Origin of the sequence: Devosia sp. ZB163 (genome assembly GCF_028613635.1) — a bacterium.
Classification (GTDB): Bacteria; Pseudomonadota; Alphaproteobacteria; order Rhizobiales; family Devosiaceae; genus Devosia_A.
This window is the reverse complement of sequence record NZ_JAQRMY010000002.1, coordinates 323,521-341,789: the sequence shown is the minus strand read 5'-3', so window position 1 is coordinate 341,789 and position 18,269 is coordinate 323,521. Positions and strand designations below refer to the sequence as shown.

23 protein-coding genes are annotated in these 18,269 nt (G+C 65.1%); 12 read left to right on the top strand and 11 right to left on the bottom strand.

The window, feature by feature from the left end:
* Window positions 1–99: 99 nt before the first annotated feature.
* Together PRN20_RS09890 and pdxA are read left to right on the top strand one after the other, a co-directional pair.
* Entirely contained in the window at window positions 100–972 is an 873-nt protein-coding gene (locus tag PRN20_RS09890; RefSeq protein WP_273957161.1) for a peptidylprolyl isomerase, read from the top strand.
* A 112-nt stretch (window positions 973–1,084) separates the two neighbouring features.
* On the top strand, window positions 1,085–2,101 hold the full coding sequence (gene pdxA / locus PRN20_RS09885; RefSeq protein ID WP_273957160.1) for a 4-hydroxythreonine-4-phosphate dehydrogenase PdxA: 1,017 nt from the start codon (window positions 1,085–1,087) through the stop codon (window positions 2,099–2,101).
* Between the two features lie 155 nt (window positions 2,102–2,256).
* Here the strand turns inward: pdxA and copM are convergent, their stop codons facing one another.
* Window positions 2,257–2,682, bottom strand: coding sequence for a CopM family metallochaperone (gene copM, locus PRN20_RS09880; protein WP_273957159.1), 426 nt, complete (start codon window positions 2,680–2,682; stop codon window positions 2,257–2,259).
* A 114-nt stretch (window positions 2,683–2,796) separates the two neighbouring features.
* On the opposite strand from copM, the gene rsmA reads away from it, so the two are divergent.
* Together rsmA and PRN20_RS09870 are read left to right on the top strand one after the other, a co-directional pair.
* Window positions 2,797–3,630, top strand: a complete 834-nt coding sequence (gene rsmA, locus PRN20_RS09875; protein ID WP_273957158.1) for a 16S rRNA (adenine(1518)-N(6)/adenine(1519)-N(6))-dimethyltransferase RsmA — start codon at window positions 2,797–2,799, stop codon at window positions 3,628–3,630.
* Window positions 3,627–3,884: a hypothetical protein gene (locus PRN20_RS09870; RefSeq protein ID WP_273957157.1), complete on the top strand. Its 258-nt coding sequence runs from the start codon at window positions 3,627–3,629 to the stop codon at window positions 3,882–3,884. Before rsmA ends, PRN20_RS09870 begins: the two co-directional genes overlap by 4 nt.
* A gap of 127 nt (window positions 3,885–4,011) precedes the next feature.
* Here PRN20_RS09870 and PRN20_RS09865 read toward each other — a convergent pair whose 3' ends face one another.
* The 9 genes from PRN20_RS09865 to PRN20_RS09825 form a co-directional block, all read right to left on the bottom strand.
* Window positions 4,012–4,305 carry a hypothetical protein gene (locus PRN20_RS09865; protein WP_273957156.1) on the bottom strand — a complete coding sequence of 98 codons (294 nt, stop codon included), beginning with the start codon at window positions 4,303–4,305 and terminating at the stop codon, window positions 4,012–4,014.
* 162 nt (window positions 4,306–4,467) lie between these two features.
* Window positions 4,468–5,109: a guanylate kinase gene (gmk, locus tag PRN20_RS09860; protein WP_273957155.1), complete on the bottom strand. Its 642-nt coding sequence runs from the start codon at window positions 5,107–5,109 to the stop codon at window positions 4,468–4,470.
* Window positions 5,110–5,114: 5 nt separating this feature from the next.
* On the bottom strand, window positions 5,115–6,008 hold the full coding sequence (locus tag PRN20_RS09855; protein ID WP_273957154.1) for a YicC/YloC family endoribonuclease: 894 nt from the start codon (window positions 6,006–6,008) through the stop codon (window positions 5,115–5,117).
* A complete protein-coding gene (gene mltG / locus PRN20_RS09850) occupies window positions 6,008–7,144 on the bottom strand; it encodes an endolytic transglycosylase MltG (protein ID WP_273957153.1) in 1,137 nt (378 codons plus the stop codon). Before mltG ends, PRN20_RS09855 begins: the two co-directional genes overlap by 1 nt.
* A gap of 92 nt (window positions 7,145–7,236) precedes the next feature.
* Window positions 7,237–8,505, bottom strand: a complete 1,269-nt coding sequence (gene fabF, locus PRN20_RS09845) for a beta-ketoacyl-ACP synthase II (protein WP_273957152.1) — start codon at window positions 8,503–8,505, stop codon at window positions 7,237–7,239.
* A gap of 27 nt (window positions 8,506–8,532) precedes the next feature.
* Window positions 8,533–8,769, bottom strand: coding sequence for an acyl carrier protein (locus PRN20_RS09840; RefSeq protein ID WP_055048542.1), 237 nt, complete (start codon window positions 8,767–8,769; stop codon window positions 8,533–8,535).
* Between the two features lie 294 nt (window positions 8,770–9,063).
* On the bottom strand, window positions 9,064–9,804 hold the full coding sequence (fabG, locus tag PRN20_RS09835; RefSeq protein WP_273957151.1) for a 3-oxoacyl-[acyl-carrier-protein] reductase: 741 nt from the start codon (window positions 9,802–9,804) through the stop codon (window positions 9,064–9,066).
* Window positions 9,805–9,985: 181 nt separating this feature from the next.
* Window positions 9,986–10,936 carry an ACP S-malonyltransferase gene (fabD, locus tag PRN20_RS09830; protein WP_273957150.1) on the bottom strand — a complete coding sequence of 317 codons (951 nt, stop codon included), beginning with the start codon at window positions 10,934–10,936 and terminating at the stop codon, window positions 9,986–9,988.
* Between the two features lie 117 nt (window positions 10,937–11,053).
* On the bottom strand, window positions 11,054–12,010 hold the full coding sequence (locus PRN20_RS09825; RefSeq protein WP_273957149.1) for a threonine/serine dehydratase: 957 nt from the start codon (window positions 12,008–12,010) through the stop codon (window positions 11,054–11,056).
* An 88-nt stretch (window positions 12,011–12,098) separates the two neighbouring features.
* On the opposite strand from PRN20_RS09825, the gene PRN20_RS09820 reads away from it, so the two are divergent.
* The 5 genes from PRN20_RS09820 (at window position 12,099) to PRN20_RS09800 (ending at window position 15,130) form a co-directional block, all read left to right on the top strand.
* Window positions 12,099–12,284, top strand: a complete 186-nt coding sequence (locus PRN20_RS09820) for a hypothetical protein (protein WP_273957148.1) — start codon at window positions 12,099–12,101, stop codon at window positions 12,282–12,284.
* Between the two features lie 320 nt (window positions 12,285–12,604).
* A complete protein-coding gene (rpsF, locus tag PRN20_RS09815) occupies window positions 12,605–13,021 on the top strand; it encodes a 30S ribosomal protein S6 (RefSeq protein WP_273957147.1) in 417 nt (138 codons plus the stop codon).
* Window positions 13,022–13,042: 21 nt separating this feature from the next.
* Window positions 13,043–13,297, top strand: a complete 255-nt coding sequence (rpsR, locus tag PRN20_RS09810) for a 30S ribosomal protein S18 (protein ID WP_055048535.1) — start codon at window positions 13,043–13,045, stop codon at window positions 13,295–13,297.
* A gap of 127 nt (window positions 13,298–13,424) precedes the next feature.
* The gene (gene rplI / locus PRN20_RS09805) at window positions 13,425–14,000 is read left to right on the top strand and encodes a 50S ribosomal protein L9 (RefSeq protein ID WP_273957145.1); all 576 of its coding nucleotides are present in this window, start codon (window positions 13,425–13,427) and stop codon (window positions 13,998–14,000) included.
* A 407-nt stretch (window positions 14,001–14,407) separates the two neighbouring features.
* The gene (locus tag PRN20_RS09800; protein WP_273957144.1) at window positions 14,408–15,130 is read left to right on the top strand and encodes an outer membrane protein; all 723 of its coding nucleotides are present in this window, start codon (window positions 14,408–14,410) and stop codon (window positions 15,128–15,130) included.
* Window positions 15,131–15,188: 58 nt separating this feature from the next.
* Here the strand turns inward: PRN20_RS09800 and PRN20_RS09795 are convergent, their stop codons facing one another.
* On the bottom strand, window positions 15,189–15,722 hold the full coding sequence (locus PRN20_RS09795) for a cytochrome b (RefSeq protein WP_273957143.1): 534 nt from the start codon (window positions 15,720–15,722) through the stop codon (window positions 15,189–15,191).
* 73 nt (window positions 15,723–15,795) lie between these two features.
* On the opposite strand from PRN20_RS09795, the gene PRN20_RS09790 reads away from it, so the two are divergent.
* From PRN20_RS09790 to PRN20_RS09780, 3 genes are all read left to right on the top strand, one after another.
* Complete coding sequence (locus PRN20_RS09790) at window positions 15,796–16,230, top strand: MarR family winged helix-turn-helix transcriptional regulator (RefSeq protein WP_273957142.1); 435 nt, start codon at window positions 15,796–15,798, stop codon at window positions 16,228–16,230.
* Between the two features lie 337 nt (window positions 16,231–16,567).
* Window positions 16,568–17,242 (top strand): outer membrane protein, encoded by a 675-nt coding sequence (locus PRN20_RS09785; protein WP_273957141.1) that lies wholly within the window; start codon window positions 16,568–16,570, stop codon window positions 17,240–17,242.
* Window positions 17,243–17,452: 210 nt separating this feature from the next.
* Complete coding sequence (locus PRN20_RS09780) at window positions 17,453–18,142, top strand: outer membrane protein (RefSeq protein WP_273957140.1); 690 nt, start codon at window positions 17,453–17,455, stop codon at window positions 18,140–18,142.
* Window positions 18,143–18,269: the final 127 nt, after the last annotated feature.

Below are 18,269 nucleotides of genomic sequence, written 5' to 3'. Positions count from 1 at the left end.
ACCACCGAAGCAACGGATTTTAGCCGTATTCTTGCAACAAACGAGTAGGCCGAGCCGGGGGCGATCCGGCTGCCTTCCACGAACTGAATGGTGACGACAATGCTCCGCCTCATCGCTGCACTACTGGTTGGTGTTACCCTCAGCGTCGCGCCGGCCTATGCCGCAACCAAGGTGACCGTGAACGGCGTTCCGATCTCCGACATCGAGATTTCGCAGCGCACCAAGCTGCTCGCGCTCGAGGGCGGCGGCGGCACCAAGGCGGCGATGGACCAGCTGATCAACGAACAGCTGCAGTTGCAGGAAGCCAAGAAGTACAACATCGCGATCACCGACCAGCAGGTGGACGACGCGTTCCAGCAGGTGGCCCGCAACATCAAGGTGTCGACCGACAAGCTGCGCGAGATCCTGCTCGGCCGCGGCGTCAACCTCGACACCATGCGCGCGCGCCTCCGCGCAGCGCTGGCCTGGCAGCAGCTCAGCCAGATGGTCGTGCAGTCGCGCGTGAAGGTCTCCGACCTCGAGCTCGAGAAGGCCGCCGACGCCAAGCTCGACCAGGGCCTGAGCTACGACTACATCCTCAAGGAAGTGCTGTTCATCACGGCCGGCAATGCTTCGGCCCGCACCGGCCAGGCCAATGCGTACCGCAAGGCCTTCCAGGGCTGCGACTCGGCGGTGCAGCTGTCGCTGAACTATACGGACGCCGCCGTGCGCGACATGGGCCGCCGGCATGCCACCCAGCTGCCCGACGCGCTGGCCAAGGAGCTCTCTGGCCTCAACGTGGGCGGCATCACCAAGCCGCGCGTCACGGAGTCGGGCGTCTCGATGCTGGCCGTGTGCTCCAAGACCTCGGCCCGCGACACCACTTTCATCAAGAGCAAGCTGCGTTCCGAGCAGGGCGGCCAGGCCATGAAGGCCGAGGCCGAGAAGTACATGGACGAGCTGCGCGCCAAGGCGAAGATCAGCTACAGCTGACACCAGCCACGCGCGTGCGATGGGCGGAACGGCCGCCCATTGCCTGGGCGTTAGCATCTAGCCTGCTATAGGGCCCGCATCGGCCGCTGCCGGCCGCCCTCGTCAAGGAGAGATGCCCGTGGCCGCTAGCCCCCTGCCCCTCGCTGTCAGCATGGGCGAGCCCGCCGGGATCGGGCCGGACCTGATCCTCAGGCTTCATGCCAGGCGCGCCGAGCTGGGGCTGCCCCCGTTCATCGTCTACGGACATCTCAATTTCCTGCGTTCCCGCGCGGCACGGCTTGGCCTTGCGGTGACGCTGGAGGCCAGCACGCCCGGCGAGGCGGCGGCGCGGTTCGGCAGCGCCCTGCCGGTCGCCCATGTCGAAGGGCTCGTGCCCGACAAGCCGGGGGACCCGAGCCCGCTCTCGGGCAAGGTGGTGATCGAGGCCATCACGCAGGCCGTCAACGCGACGATGACCGGGACCTGCCGCGGCATCGTCACCGCGCCGATCCACAAGGCGGCGCTCTACGCAGCCGGCTTCAAGTACCCCGGACATACCGAGTTCCTCGCCGCGCTCACCGATCGAGACGGCAATCCGCCCATGCCGGTGATGATGCTGGCGCATGACGACCTGCGCGTTGTTCCCGCCACCATCCATGTGCCGATCCGGGATGTGCCGGCGCTGCTGACGCTGCAACTTGTCGCCGACACCGGCAGGATCGTCGCCCATGACCTGCGTACCCGCTTCGGCATTGCCGAGCCGCGCATCGGGTTTGCGGGCCTCAACCCGCATGCGGGAGAAGGTGGCAATATTGGGCGCGAGGACTTCGATATCGTGGCGCCCGCCATCAGCCAGCTGCAGCACGAGGGTATCCTCGCGGAAGGGCCGATGCCGGCGGACACGCTGTTCTATTTGCCGCACTGGCGGCGCTACGACGCGGTGATCGCGATGTATCACGACCAGGCGCTGATCCCGATCAAGACCGTGGCCTTCGACGAGGCAGTGAACGTGACGCTGGGCCTGCCGATCGTCAGGACCTCGCCGGACCACGGCACGGCATTCGACCTCGCCGGCACCGGCAAGGGCTCGGAGACGAGCTTCCTCGCGGCGATCAGGCTGGCGGATCGACTGACGGGCGGGGCGGACTGAAGCAGACGGCCCCCTCCCATCCTCCCCCATGAAGGGGGAGGTGAAGAGTCGAGCTCGTGGCTGAATGGTGCCTAGCTTACCGGCAGAGCACCTCCCCCCTCATGGGGGAGGATGAGAGGGGGCCGTCTCGGCTTAGTTCTCCGTCTGCGAAAGCCCTACTTCCCCTGCTTCTCCAGCCAGGCGATCATGTCGGCGATCTCCTTCTCCTGAGCGGTGACCACGGCCTGGGCCAGTTCGCGAGCCCAGGGGTCATCGCCGTGGGCCAATTCGGCCTCGGCCATGTCGATGGCGCCGCGGTGATGGGGAATCATCGAGCAGACGAAGGCGACGTCGATATCGGCAGCGGTGCCGCCCGCCATCATGTCCGCGTTCATCTGGTCCATGCCGTCCATCAGATCCTGATGGGCGGGGCTGCCACCCATGGCGTGACCGGCCATCGCAGCCGGTTCGGCAGGTGCGTTGGCGAGGCAGATCGCGGGGAGGTCCGTCGCCGCTGCCGTGGTGTGTCCCGAGTGATCCTGCGCGAGAGCGAGGCCGGGAACGGCGATCAGTGCGGCGGTGGCGATCAGGCGCTTAAGCATGGTGGTCTCCTTGGTCGAGGGCCCTATCCGGGCAGTGCTTTTTCGTGCACCTTCCAATGATGGCAAGGTCAAGCGCCATTTGCGTGGCGTCATAAATCCGCTATCCCCGCTACCATGCAGATCGACAACCTACCGCCGCTGCGCGAGGTCATTGCCGCGCACGGGCTGAGAGCCAAGAAGGAGCTCGGGCAGAACTTCCTGCTCGATCTCAACCTCACGTCCCGCATCGCCCGCGCCGCCGGGCCGCTGGAGGCGGCGACAGTGATCGAGGTGGGCCCCGGACCCGGCGGGCTGACGCGGGCGCTGCTGGCCGAAGGAGCGCGCAAGGTCATCGCCATCGAGCGGGACGAGCGTGCGCTCCCTGCCCTTGCCGAGATCGCCGCTGCCTATCCCGGGCGGCTGGAGGTGATATCGGGCGACGCGCTCGAGATCGACTATGCGGCGCTGGCCGAGGGCCAGACCAAGCTCGTTTCCAACCTGCCCTACAACATCGGCACCGAGCTGCTGACGCGCTGGCTGACGGTCGAGCCGTGGCCGCCGTTCTTCGAGAGCCTGACGCTGATGTTCCAGCGCGAGGTGGCGGAGAGGATCATCGCCAAGGCGGGCGACGATCACTATGGCCGGCTGGGAGTGCTCTGCGGCTGGCGCACGGACGCGCGGATTGCCTTCAATGTCGGGCGCGAGGCGTTCACGCCGCCACCGAAGGTTACCTCGAGCGTGGTGCATATCAGGCCGAAGGCGACGACCGACGGCGTGGCGGTGCGCGACCTCGAGGCGGTGACGCGCGCTGCTTTCGGGCAGCGCCGCAAGATGGTGCGCCAGAGCCTTAAGTCGCTGGGTGTGCCGATGGAGCCACTGCTGGCTGCAGGCGGGCTGAAGGGTGACGAGCGGGCCGAGGTGCTGCCGGTCGAGACTTTCCTCAAGCTCGCAAGGGCGCGGCGCGGATGAGCGGCGCCTTTGCCATCGTCGCGGCCTTGTTCGCCTTCGCGATACCGATTGCCGTGCCGCTGTTCGTCCAGCGCTGGCAGAGCTTCGGCGTCGTCGTGGTGGCGGGCATCCTGTTCTTTGCGTGGGTCACACATGACCTCGCCAATCCGGCCGGCATGACACAGGTGCTGGGCAGCTTCCTGTTCGGATTGATGCTGTTCGGCTTCGCGGCGGGGGTTATCGCGAAGTTCGTGATGCTGCTGAGCAGGAGGTAGGTGGGGCGCCTGCGAAGCGGCTGGGGACCAGACTGCGGCATCGCATGGGTCCCCGGGTCAAGCCCGGGGATGACGGTGATGGGGGGCTGGGTCGGTGCGGGGGCCGCGAGTTGGGTCGCGGAGGTGTTCAGCCGCTTACCGGTGGGCGGCTAACGTTACCATCGCTGGCGACTTCGACGTCGGCGACGGACATGGTGCGCTTGAGGATGGTGGCGGCCCGACTGAGGAGCGCCGTGTTGATTTCGGTCTTGCTCATCCGCTCGTTGGTGTTGGCCCACACCTTGAGCGTCAGGTTGTGGTCGAACGTCTCGCGCGAACCGATCTCGCGGAGCACGACTTTCACCTTGGCCTGGGTCCGATCGGCAAAGGTCGGATGCCGGTGCATCTCGTCGATCGTGCACGCCTTGATCTCGAATGGCATGTTTCAGGTCCCCCGCAAGAACAGGATTGTGTGCGTTTCCGTACGGCCGGAAGCCAGACGCGTGCACCATCCACAGATGTGTGAGGTTTTCCACACACAGCTGATCTTGCGGTTAAGGCACAACCTTAACAGGGAGTGAGGCTCGCACCCTCTCGACTGCTCCTAAAGAGAGTCGATCTGGTCCTGCAAGTCCTTGACGAACTTATCCAATTGCAAGAAGCGCGGGCGCGTCAGGCGGGCCGCGGCGAGGATGGTGCGAACGCGCTGGGTCGAAGCCTCGAGATCCTCGTTGACGAGGACATAGTCGTACTCGTCGTAGTGCTCCATCTCGACGCGGGCATTCTTCAGCCGCTTGTCGATCGTGCCCGCACTGTCCTGTGCGCGCCGCTCGAGCCGCTTCCTGAGCTCCTTGATCGAGGGAGGCAGGATGAAGATGGTCACCATGTCGGCACGCGCGTGCTCGAGCAACTGCAGCGTGCCCTGATAGTCGATATCGAACAGGATATCGCGGCCAGCGGAGAGGCGCTCCTCCACCCTGGACCTGGGTGTGCCATAGAAGTTGCCGTGCACCTCGGCACTTTCCAGCAACTCGCCATCCTCGCGCATGCGCTTGAAGGTCGGCACGTCGATGAAGTGGTAGTGGACGCCGTCGATCTCGTCGGTGCGGCGGGCGCGCGTCGTTACCGAGACGGAGAGCGCGATATTGGGATCGTCGGCGAACAGGGCGCGCGAAATGGACGACTTTCCTGCGCCGGACGGCGAGGCCAGAACCAGCATCACTCCGCGGCGCGGATACCCATCCATTCGGCTTACTCTATGTTCTGGACCTGCTCGCGGAGCTGATCGATCACGGCCTTCAGGTCGAGGCCGATGGCGGTGAGCGCCACGTCGTTGGACTTTGAGCAAAGCGTATTCGCTTCGCGGTTAAATTCCTGTGACAGGAAATCGAGCTTGCGCCCCACCGGGCCACCCCCGGCGATCAGCTGGCGGGCGGCTGCGATGTGGGCGCCGAGCCGATCGAGTTCCTCGCGGATGTCGGCCTTGGTGGCGAGCAGAACGGCTTCCTGGGCCAGCCGCTCCTCGGAGAAAGCGGGGCTCGCTTCGGTGAGCTCGGCCACCTGCTGGCGCAGGCGCGCAAGGATCGCATCGCGGCTGCGACCGGGGTGGATTTCGGCGGCCTTGGTGAGGGCAGCGATCTCGTCGATACGCTCGGAGAGGATAGCGGCGATGCGAGCCCCCTCCTCGCGGCGGGCGACCACGAGGCCAGCGACGGCCTGCTCGACGGCGGCGAGGATGGCGCCGTTCAGCGCTTCTTCCTCGTCGGCGGAAAGCGGGCTCTCATGCTGCTCGAGCACGCCGCGGAGGGCCAGGATGCCATCGAGCGAGGGGCGCTGAGCGTCCACACGCGACTCGAGCCACTTGAAGCCTTCGAGCACGGCCTCCAGCGCCTGATGGTTGACCACCACCCGGCCGCCCTCGCCTTCGCGATCGACATTGAGCGAGACGGTCAGCGAGCCACGGGTGATCGACTTGCCGACCAGACGGCGGATTTCGCTTTCGAGCGCGTCGAAGCCGGGCGCGAGCCGCAGCCTGAGGTCGAGGCCGCGCCCATTGACGGACTTCAGCTCCACGATGAAGGAGACGCCCGGGACCGCACCGGCGGCGCGGGCGTAGCCGGTCATGCTGGCGAGTGAAGCAGCCATCAGCTTGCAGGCTCGACTTTCTCGCCGGCTTCCTCGGCCTGTTCGGCCTCGAGTGCTTCCCTCGCCGCCTCGGCTTCCGCTTCGGCAGCGGCCTTGCGGTAGAGCCTCACATTCTTGCGGTGCTGCTCGTAGTTCTCGGCGAACAGATGGCCATCAGCGGGGTTGGCGCTCTTGGCGACGAAATAGAGGTCCTTCGTCGTCGCCGGATTGGCCACTGCCTTCAGCGCCGCTTCGCCGGGGTTGGCGATCGGTCCGGGCGGCAGGCCGTCGATCTGGTAGGTGTTGTACGGTGTCCGCTGCTTGAGCTCGGACGACGTCGGGCTGCGGTTGATGACGCTCTTGCCCTCGGTGACACCGTAAAGCACCGTCGGGTCGGTCTGCAGCCGCATGTTCTTCCTGAGGCGGTTGAGGAAGACAGCGGCGACCTGCGGGCGCTCGGTCTCGAGGCCGGTTTCCTTCTCGACGATCGAGGCGAGGGTCACCATTTCCTCGGGGGACTTGATGACGCTGTCGATGGACGGGTCGCGACCGGCCCAGATCTCGGCGACCTTTGCCTTCATCTCGGCCTGCATCTTGTCCAGCACCGACTGGCGCGTATCACCGGGCGTGTAGTCGTAGCGAACGGCGAGAAGCGAGCCCTCGGCGGGGGGCGTGACCGGCTCGCCCGAGAGGTTCGGGTTGTCGGCGTTGATGCGCTCGGCGACCAGGTAGGCCGTATCGCCCGGGATGACGTGGACGAAGAAATCGAGCGGCTTGCCCTCGGTGATCTCCCTCAGCACGTCGGACATCGAAGCGTTCGCCGGGAGGGCGTAGACGCCGGCCTTTATGTCCTTTTCTTTCTTCAGGGCGCGTGCACCGGCCCAGAACAGCCATTCGGATGGCAGGAGCTGGCCCTGTGGGATGATCCCCTGCTCTTCCAGCCGGCGGGCGGTGGTCATCACCGACGAGCCCTTCTCGACGGTGAAGTTGGTCTCGGTCTTGACGGCGCCGGGGGCGTAGAACTGGTTCGCGCCATAAAGGAAGATGCCGACAGCGACAAGAATGCCGAGCACCGTGAGGGTCAGCAGCGCATTGACGATATCGAGCAGACCGCCGCGGCGACGCTTCTTTGCTCGCTTCTCGCGCTCGTTGGCCATCAGTCATACCTCCCTGGGCGGCGGCAATAGTGCGTGAAATATTGTCGACAGTAGGAACCCAGCCCCCGGGCGGTTGGCCCGGGTGCGGAGGATCAGTTCACCTTGCGGAAGATCAGCGAGGCGTTGGTGCCGCCAAAGCCGAAGGAATTGGAGAGGGCAATGTTGACCTCCTTCTTCTTGGCCGTGTGAGGAACCAGGTCGATCGCGGTTTCGACCGATGGATTGTCGAGGTTGATCGTGGGCGGCAGCATGCTGTCGCGCATGGCGAGCAGGCAGAAGATCGCTTCCACCGAACCGGCGGCGCCGAGCAGGTGCCCGATTGCCGACTTGGTGGAACTCATCGCCGCCTTGCCGGCCGCGTTGCCCAGCATGCGGGTGACCGAGCCGAGCTCGATCTCGTCGCCGAGCGGCGTCGAGGTGCCGTGGGCGTTGATGTAGTCGATCTCGCTTGGGTCGATGCCGGCGCGCTTCACGGCGGCCTGCATGCAGCGATAGCCGCCATCGCCGTCCTCGGAAGGAGCGGTGATGTGGTAGGCGTCGCCGCTGAGACCGTAGCCGATCACTTCGCCGTAGATCCTGGCGCCGCGGGCCCTGGCGCGCTCGTATTCCTCGAGCACGACAATGCCGGCGCCCTCGCCCATAACGAAGCCGTCGCGATCCTTGTCGTAGGGGCGCGATGCCTTCTCGGGCTGGTCGTTGAAGCCGGTCGACAGCGCCCGGCAGGCGGCGAAGCCGGCAACGGAGAGCCGGTTGACCGGCGACTCGGCGCCGCCGGCGACCATCACATCGGCATCGCCCAGCATGATCAGCCGGGCGGCATCGCCGATGGCATGCGCGCCGGTCGAGCAGGCCGTCACCACCGAGTGGTTCGGGCCCTTGAGCCCGTATCGGATGGAGACGTTGCCCGAGGCCATGTTGATGATGCGGCCGGGAATGAAGAACGGGCTGATGCGGCGCGGCCCACGCTCGTGGAGCGTGACGGAGGCATCATAGATGCCACCGATGCCACCGATGCCCGAGCCGATCAGTGTCCCGATCCGCTGCTTTTCTTCCTCGGTCTTCGGTTCGACCCCGGCGTCGGCGATGGCCTGGCTGGCCGCCGCCATGGCGAAGACGATGAAGGGATCAACCTTGCGTTGCTCCTTCACGTCCATCCATTCGTCAGGATTGAACTTTCCGTCGGCGTAATCACCCAACGGAATCCGGTTGGCGATCTGGCAGGCGATATCGTCGACCTGGAAGTCGTCGATCCGCTTGGCGCCGCTCTTGCCGGCAAGAATGTTGGACCAGGTGGACTCGATCCCGCAGCCCAATGGGCTGACGATCCCCATCCCGGTGACGACGACGCGGCGAAGTTCCATCGAAGAAAGCCGTTCAGTAGCCGGCGATCAGCCGACGGCCTTGGTCAGATACGCGACGGCATCGCCGAAGGTCTGGATCGATTCCGCGGCATCGTCCGGGATCTCGACGTTGAACTCTTCCTCGAAAGCCATAACCAGCTCGACCTGATCGAGCGAGTCAGCGCCCAGATCATCGATGAAGCTGGCCTTATCGACGACCTTCTCCGCGTCAACGTTGAGATGTTCCACAACGATCTTGCGGACGCGATCAGCGATATCGCTCATATTTGACTTCCCTTGTTACCAGACAGGTGTTTCGTTTCTTTCGGCCGGGAGGCGCTGGTTTTCAAGCTTTTTCCTCGGACCTGCCGCCGTTCGCGGCCGACTGTAGGCGTGGTTCCATACCCTCGCAAGTAGGGGTCACACCCGAAATCAGGGGCGGACGTAACATACTTCCCCCGCCATTGCCATATTCCGCACAGCCCGGTTTCCCCAGCCTTTGCGCTTGCAGCCCCCTTGCACTCACCCACCCGCCGCCTCCGGAAGAAGGCAGCTGGGCGTCAGGGGACCGCACGCGGCCTAGAGCATCACCATGCCGCCGTTGACGTTGAGCGTGTGGCCCGTGATGTAGCCCGCCTCGTTGGACGCGAGGAACACGACGGCCGCCGCCACTTCCTCGGCGGTGCCCAGCCGACCGGCCGGGACCTTGCCTAGAATGCTCTCGCGCTGCTTTTCGTTCAGTTCGTCAGTCATGGCCGAGGCGATGAAGCCCGGCGCAACGGTGTTCACCGTGATATTGCGCGAGGCGACTTCATAGGCCAGCGCCTTGCCCATGCCGATCAGGCCTGCCTTGGACGCGGCATAGTTGCCCTGCCCCGGGTTACCGACGACGCCCACCACCGAAGTGATGCCGACGATGCGGCCGAAGCGCTGCTTCATCATCCCCTTGAGCACGGCGCGCGTGAGGTGGAAGGCGGAGGTGAGGTTCACGGCCAGCACCTCGTCCCACTCCTCGTCCTTCATGCGCATGAAGAGGTTGTCGCGGGTGACGCCGGCATTGTTGACGAGGATGTCGATGCCGCCCAGCGCCGCTTCGGCCGAGGGGACGAGCTTGTCGACGGCCTCGAGGTCCGACAGGTTCGTCGGAATGATCGGGTGATCGCCGCCGCCAATGGCCGCCTTGGTCTCCTCGAGGGCGCCGACACGGGTGCCGCTCAGCGCGACGCGGGCGCCCGAGGCGGCCAGCGCCTTGGCGATCTCGCGTCCGATACCGCCCGAAGCGCCGGTGACGAGGGCACGTTTGCCAGTCAGATCAAACATTTATCGGCTCCGTTGGAGAGTCTGATTCATTCTTTGGATCATGGGGCTCACCCCTCACCCGTCCCGGCTTCGCCGGTCCACCCTCTCCCCGACGGGGAGAGGAACACCCGCCTGCAGCTGCCGGCGCTCTGTTCTTCTCCCCGTCGGGGAGAAGGTGGCGCGCAGCGCCGGATGAGGGGTCTCACGCACCGACTTCAGCCAGGAACGCATCCACGTCGGCCGGGGTGCCAACCGACACCGCGGCCGTTTCCGGCGCGATGCGCTTCGCAAGCCCGCTCAGCACCTTGCCCGATCCGAGCTCGACCAGTTGGGTGACGCCGCCGTCCTTGACGAGCCAGGTCACGCACTCAGTCCAGCGGACCATGCCGGTGACCTGTTCGACGAGGCGCTTCTTGATCTCTTCGGGATCGGAGATCGGCGCAGCCAGCACGTTGGCGACGACCGGGACGACCGGAGCGTTGACCGTCACCTGGTTGAGCGCGTGCTCCATGGCATCGGCGGCGGGGCGCATGAGGGCGCAGTGGAACGGGGCGCTCACCGGCAGCGGCAGGGCGCGCTTGGCGCCGGCGGCCTTGAGGAGCTCGATGGCGCGGTTCACGGCGCCGACATGGCCGGAAATCACGACCTGCCCGGGGGCGTTGTCGTTGGCGACGCCGCAGACTTCGCCGTCGGCGGCATCGTTGGCGGCACGCAGCACGGTTTCGAGGTCGAGGCCGAGGATCGCGGCCATGGCGCCCTGCCCGACCGGCACGGCCTGCTGCATGGCCTGGCCACGGATCTTCAGAAGCCGCGCCGCATCGGCAAGGCTGAAGGCACCGGCGGCGGCAAGGGCCGAGTATTCGCCGAGCGAGTGGCCGGCGACGTAGGCGGCATGATCCTTGAGGGAAACGCCGCGCGCCTCGAGCACGCGGGTCACCGCCACGGAGACGGCCATCAGCGCCGGCTGGGCGTTCTCGGTGAGGCGGAGCGTTTCATCCGGCCCCTCGAACATGATGGTAGAAAGCTTCTGGCCAAGCGCTTCGTCCACTTCGGCGAAGACGTTGCGAGCCTCCTGGTAGGTGTCGGCAAGGTCCTTGCCCATTCCGACGGCCTGGCTGCCCTGGCCGGGGAAGGTGAATGCGCGCTTGGTCACGGGTGGCCTCCGCCGTTCTTATGTTGAGGCAAGCCTAAGCCCCGTCCGGACAGGCGTCCAGTTGGCGGCGGCGTTTGCCGGAGGGGGATGGCAAAGTCAAGGCAACAGGTTGCCAGTTCAGTCGAACTTCACCGCTGTCGTGTTGGCGCCGCAAAGGAGGACGCCGACCTTTTCGTCGCCGGCGGGGACGTAGCGGCCCGTGAGCAGCGCGGCCATGGCGGCAGCCCCACCAGGCTCGACCACGACGCGCAGAACGTCCCAGATCTTCTTCTGGGCGGCGGTGATGGCCTCGTCGGTGACGAGCACGGTGCGGTCGATATAGCCGGAGAGGCCGAAGCAGAGTTCGCCGATACGGCGGGCGCCGAGGCTGTCGGCGGCGACGCCACTGACGGGCACATCGACCGGATGGCCGGCCCTGGTGGCCTCGTGTAGTGTGGCGGCGTTCTCCGGCTCGACGCCGATGATACGCACCTTGCCCTCGGCAGCCGCCGCGATTCCGCCGATCAGCCCGCCACCACCGACGGCGACGAGGAGGGTGTCGATGCCAGGGGACTGCTCGAGCCACTCGAGCCCGACCATCCCCTGCCCGCACAAGGTCTCGTAGCCGTCATAGGCATGGACCTCGATGAGACCGTGTTCCTTGGCGAAGGTGTGGCTCGCGGCATAGGCATCGGCGTAGGTGTCCCCGCCCACGGTGATCTCGGCGCCGTACTGCATGATGCGGTTGATCTTGGCCTGCGAGGAGATGCGCGGCACGTAGATGTGCGCCTTGATGCCGAGCTTCATGGCGGCGTAGGCGACGGCGGCGCCGTGGTTGCCGCCGGAGGCCGCGACCACGCCGCGATCGGCGCCCTTGCGCAGCAGGAGGTTGGCGAAGGCGCCACGCGCCTTGAAGGTGCCCGAGTGCTGCATGAACTCGAGCTTGAAGTTCAGCGGCGCACCGTGGAGCCCGAAATCCTCGGGCAAGGCGTCAACCACGGGCGTTCGGCGCACATGGCTGCGGATGACCGCTTCGGTAGCGCGGACGGCGTTACGATCGGGAAGCTTCGGGGCAGAGCGGACGGCGGCGGTCATAGAGTATTGCCCCGGTTGCGTTTTGGCAGTTCTAAGCCGCTGGGTTTGCATGGCACAATGGCCACAATGCGAAAAAGGGGTCTTGGCCATGGGCAAGATCAACTCCGAATGGCACCAGGCGCATCGGATGCCGCCGAACCCGACGAAGAAGCAGCGGGCCGAGTGGCACTACGAGCACGCGAAGAACTGCGGGTGCCGGGCGCTGACGCCGTCGATCACGTCGCTGCTGGTGTCGCAGGGGTTTGAGGTGCCCAAGCCGTACAATGCGGCATGACCGGCAGATTCGCAGACTGCTGGACGCACCGAGAGCCCCTCACGCCGACCCTCTCCCCAGAGGGGCGAGGGGGCGTTGTGGAGTGGGCGGTGCGAAAGCCTAACCGGCGTGCCGCTTGCCTTTCGTGGCCTTTTCCCCTATAGCCCGCCTCGCATTCGTTCGGCCGGGGGCTGAACGGAGGGTTCGGCTATTTGCCGGATAGGGTTCGCCCGTCCTCCCGTGTTCCCGCTCTTTAGAAGACTGCTTTGACGCCTTTCCGGCTTCAAGGAGGCTCCGCGCCGAAGGACTGCAGAGTGTAACTCTCTGGAAGGAAGGCGCTTATGGCCCTTTACGAACATATTTTCCTGGCTCGCCAGGACGTTTCCCCCACGCAGGTGGAAGAGTTGACCGCGGCCCTGACCGAGGTGCTCGCCAACGGCGGCGGCAAGGTCACCAAGAACGAGTACTGGGGGCTGAAGTCGCTCTCGTACCGCATCAAGAAGAACCGCAAGGCTCACTACACCCTGCTCAACATCGACGCTCCGCACGCCGCGGTGGCCGAGATGGAGCGCCAGATGGGCATCAATGAAGACATCCTGCGCTTCATGACCATCCGCGTCGATGAGCTCGAGGAAGGCCCGTCGGCCATGATGCAGAAGCGCGATCGCGATGACGATCGCGGCGACCGTCCGGGCGGCCCGCGTGGCGACCGCGGCGGCTTCGACCGCGGCGACCGTCGTCCGCCGCGCCGGTTCTAATCTCACGGAAGGAAGCGCCAAATGGCCATCAAAGACCTGACCACGACTACGGCTCGCCGTCCGTTCCAGCGCCGTCGCAAGACCTGCCCGTTCTCGGGCCCGAACGCGCCCAAGATCGACTACAAGGACGTCCGCCTGCTGCAGCGCTACGTTTCCGAGCGCGGCAAGATCGTCCCCTCCCGCATCACTGCGGTCTCCGCCCTGAAGCAGCGCGAACTGGCCAAGGCCATCAAGCGCGCCCGCTTCATCGGCATCATGCCCTACGCCGTTCAGTAAGAACGATGCGTAAGTTGGCGGTTGGCGCTGCAGAGCGCGCCAGCTTGCCGACGGGATTGGTTGGGGCTGCCGATACCGGCGGCTCCTAACCGTTCACTCGTGAACGGGACAGCATAGGAAAAGCAAAATGAAAGTCATTCTCCTCGAGCGTATCGGCAAGCACGGCCACATCGGCGACGAAGTGTCGGTGAAGGACGGTTTCGCCCGTAACTTCCTGCTCCCGCAGCAGAAGGCGCTCCGCGCCACCGAGGCCAACCGCAAGCGCTTCGAGCGCGACCGCGCCGACATCGAGAAGCGCAACCAGGAGCGCCGCGAGGCCGCTGCCGGCGTCGCTTCGGGCCTCAACGGCAAGTCGGTGGTCATCATCCGCCAGGCGGGTGAAACCGGCCAGCTCTACGGCTCGGTCTCCTCGCGCGACGTCGCCGATGCGCTGATCTCGGACGGCTACGCCGTTACGCGTGCGCAGATCGACCTTGCGAACCCGATCAAGACCGTCGGCGTTCACACCGTGCCGCTGAACCTGCACGCCGAAGTCGCCGTGTCGATCACCGTCAACGTCGCCCGCTCGGAAGACGAAGCCGAGCGCCAGCAGAAGGGCGAAGACCTGACCGCGATCAACTACGACGACGAAGCCGCCGAGCAGTTCGCCGCCGGCCAGGCCGAAGCCGGTTCCGCCGCTGTGGACGCCTTCGAAGAAGAGTAAGAACAAGCTGCCAAGCGCAGATGTGCGAAAGGCCGGGAGCGATCCCGGCCTTTTCGTTTTGCGCGGGATCGGTTGCAGGCGGAGCTTCGTTCCCCCGGGCCTCGAGCCGATTGCCCACCAACATCCACAACACCTCGTTCCCGCGACATCGCCGCGGCGCCGCCGATGCCGACACCGGCATCGGAGACCATGGCGCTCTCAGTGCATGGAGCGCGAGTACCCTGCAGCGACGAATAAATTGCCGCGCATTAAGTGCTAACTCGGAAGTAACTTACCGACGTCGTTGCTCAATGTGTTGCCAGGATGCGCCACATCCGCATTTAGATGCCGACTGGTCAAGTTCATTGTTCCACAGTGACTGCTGATCTGCCATCACTCGACTCGATACTGTTTGGGAACCTTAAATCATGAACCTTTTCAAGCTTTTCACGGGCGCTGCCGCGGTGGCGCTCATTGCAGCAACTCCGGCCCTGGCAGCCGATCTGATCGTTGATGTGCCGGTGGATGAGCCTGTGGCGGTTGCCGATACCGGCTGGTACTTGAGCGTGTTCGGCGGCGGCGTGTGGGCCCACAATATCGAAGCCGATGACGGCTCGCCGGACTTCGGGCAGTTCTTCGATTTCGGCGCTGACACGGGTTGGCTTGTTGGTGCCGCCGTTGGCGTGCGCATCACCGACAACCTCCGCGGTGAAGTCGAAGTCTCCACTGGCTCGCTTGGCCTCAACGACGTGACCATCAGCGGCGGTCCGGCCGCCCCGGTCGACGGCTCGGTTGCCCTCCCGCTCACCGACGGCTCCGCCTCCACCACCTACTTGCTCGGTAACGTCTGGTTCGACATCGACACCGGCGCGGGCTTCACGCCTTATGTCGGCGCGGGCGTTGGTGTCGGCTTCGTCAGCGCTGATGCGGTCATCGGCGCCCCTCTCAACGCATCGGTCGACCTCTCCGGCTGGGGCCTCGCCTATCAGGTGGGCGCGGGCGTGAAGATCGACGTCGCCGACAACATCGCACTCGATCTGGGCTATCGCTGGAAGGCGATCGTCGACGCCGAAGTCGAGGGGAATGGCAACGACGCCGTCGCCGACTACGGCAGCCACGTGGTTCAGGCCGGCTTGACCTTCGGCTTCTGACCCCGTCGGGACATCGAGGAACTTTGAGGCCGGGAGCGATCCCGGCCTTTTCGTTCTGTCAGGCAGTGCCCACGCCCATGCGGGCCAGCAGGCGATCGCGGCGGATGAACTGGTGGTAAAGCGCTGCGCCGACATGCAGGGCGAGCAGCACCAGCATCAGGCGCGTGATGATGCCATGGGCGAGGCGCGGCAGAACGGTTTCGAAATCTGGCAGCGCGGCGGAGCCGATGATAGCCGGCAACGCTCCGGAGACGACCAGGGTCGCGATGCCGCTGGCGGCGGCAGCCAGCACGACGACGTAGAGGCCGACGTGAACGCCCTTGGCGACCCACTGCTGCCAGCGCGGCTGAGCCGCCGGCGCGCCGGGCCGACGATCGGCGACGAACCACCAGGTGACGCGAAACAGGGTCAGGATCAGCACCCCTGCCCCGAACGGAATATGGGCGCGCAGCAGCGCCAGCTTGGCTGAAGGATCGCCCTGCCCTGCCGCCAGCAGGCCGGTAGCGAACAGGATCAGGATCATTGCCGCGCTCAACCAGTGAATGGCGATAGCCACACTGCCGTAACGCGTCGCGGTACTCTTTGCGGACATCGGAAACTCCTTGCGTTCAGCACTCCCGAAGATCTAAATAGCACCCTATGCACATCAATAGCAAGCTATGCACATGAGCTACGAACGAGAGACCTCGGCGGGCTACCTGACCAACTGGGCGGCGCGCCTGTTCGCGCGGTCACTGGAGCGACGCATCGGCACGGGCTCCGGACCGATGCCGGTGTTCTTCGCCCTGCAGGACGGAAGCACGATGACGCAGAAGGAGCTGGTGCAAGTGGCGGCCGTCGAGCAGCCGACCATGGCCAACACGCTGAACCGCATGGAGCGCGACGGGCTCATCGTCCGCACGCCCGACCCCGACGACCGCCGCAGCGCCAGGATCGCGCTGACCCCGCTGGGGCTCGAGCGTGCGGAGGCCGCGTTTCGCGCCGCCGTGGAGGTGAATGACATCGCCACCAGCGCCCTCCGGCCCGAAGAGCGCCCGGCGTTCCATGACATGCTGCGCCGGGTCGTTTCTGCGCTGGAGCGCGACGGCGAGCCCGATTGAGGCTGGCGGGCGACAGGGTCGTCGTACCAGGGCTCGCGTGAGCGTCACCGGGGCTGTTGAGATCAGGGGCCGACCGCCCCCTATATGTGCGCCCGCGTCGCAGCCACAATCCAGACCGGTCGAACCGCACATGCCCTACATAGCATCTAAGAGACGCACCTGCAGATATTGAGTCAGACTATCTTGGTGCGATTTAGTACAACAACTACCTATATTTACCAATGTGGCGACTTCGCTACATGTATTAGGCCATCTTCACACGTGAACATTTCCACAACTATTCGAAGCGCAATGAATCAGTCAGTCAATAACTGACTCGCTCTGGGAGATTGCGGAAATGAAGAAACTGCTTGCGGCCGTCGCAACTGCCACGGCCCTTCTGATATCGGCGCCTGCGTTCGCGGCGGACATCCTGGCGGAGGAGCCCATCGTCGTCGTTGAGCCGCCACCCATGTGGTACGTCGGCGTATTCGCAGGCGCGGCCTGGACGCCGGACTTTACTGGCCAGATGTGCGGCTGCGACTGGGACTTCGAGACCGATACCGGTTTCGCTCTCGGCGTCGTGGTTGGCACGAAAGTCTGGGACGCGCTGCGCGTCGAAGTGGAACTGTCCGGCACGAGCAATGACATCTCCGGAGTCTACTCGGAGTTCTGGAACACCACCTTCGACGGTGACTCGGTCGATGCTGTCTACCTGATGGGCAACCTCTGGTACGACTTCTACGTGGGCAACGGCTTCACCCCCTATATCGGTGGCGGTATCGGTGTGGCCTGGGTGAGCACAGGTATCGACGACTTCACGCCCGATCTCTGGGAACTCGACGGCTCGGGCTTCGCCTATCAGCTTGGCGCCGGCGTGCGGGTCGATGTCGCCCAGAACGTAGGGTTGGACTTCGGCTACCGCTTCAAGGCGGTCCCGGGCCTGGACCTCGATGATGACTGGGGGAATACGCTGGAGGACATCGACCTCAGCAGCCACGTCTTCCAAGTGGGCCTGAACTTCGCATTCTGATTGCTGAACCGCGAGGCAGGCGGCCCGACGCCGGGATGCCTAATCCAGTCCAAACCACTATCCAGACAGGCCGGGGGGGCACTCCCGGCCTGCTTTGCTTTGAGGTCGTCTGTCTATGCGGATTACTTCTAGTTTCAGACTTATCATTCTGCTCGCATTCGGCGCCCCACCCGTGCAGAACGTCGCCTGATAGATTCCAAGGGGGCCTTCATGAAGCGTATTTTGTCTGCTGCGGCTGCCGCCGCGGTGGTGGCATCGGCTGGTGCAGCCGGCGCCGCCGATCTGGCTGTCGAAACCATCACGGCCGGTCCCGCCACTCAGCAGGGCGGTTTCTATGCGACGTTCTTTGCCGGCGGCTCGCTGCCGGAAGCAAAAGTCACTGCCTATGATGGCGGAGTACCTGTCGGCATCACCTTCGACGTCGGCTTTGACACCGGCTACATCGTTGGCGGCGCGATCGGCAGGGAGATTCTCGACAATCTTCGCGGTGAAGTGGAGTTCTCAGTTGTGAGCTCCGAGGTCTCCGAGCTTCTCGGCGGCCCTGTTCCCGATGGAGCTATGAAGAGCACCGGCTACAACCTCCTTGCGAACCTCTGGTACGACATCGACACGGGTACGGCATTCACTCCCTACCTGGGCGGAGGCGTCGGCTATGGCTACGACGTCCTCAGTTCCGACTTCAGCTCGGACGAGTCGAACACCAGCGGCCTGCTGTACCAGCTTGGTGCCGGTATCAACTATGCGGTGACAGAGGACGTCTCGCTGGGTCTGGGCTATCGCTATCGCGTTCAGCCCGACGCCGAAGTGACCGACCCCGACTTCCCGATGGGTCCAGGGGACAAGGTCGTCAGCAGTGCGACCAACCATATCGTACAGGCTGGCGTCACCTTCAGCTTCTGATCGGTAAATTGCGATCGGGAAATTTTCGGCCGGGAGCTATCCCGGCCTCTTCATTTTACGCCCACGCTCAAACTCCCTCCGGTCGCTTCGGTCCCCAGCCGCCCGGCACACCTCTGCGGACTTTCTG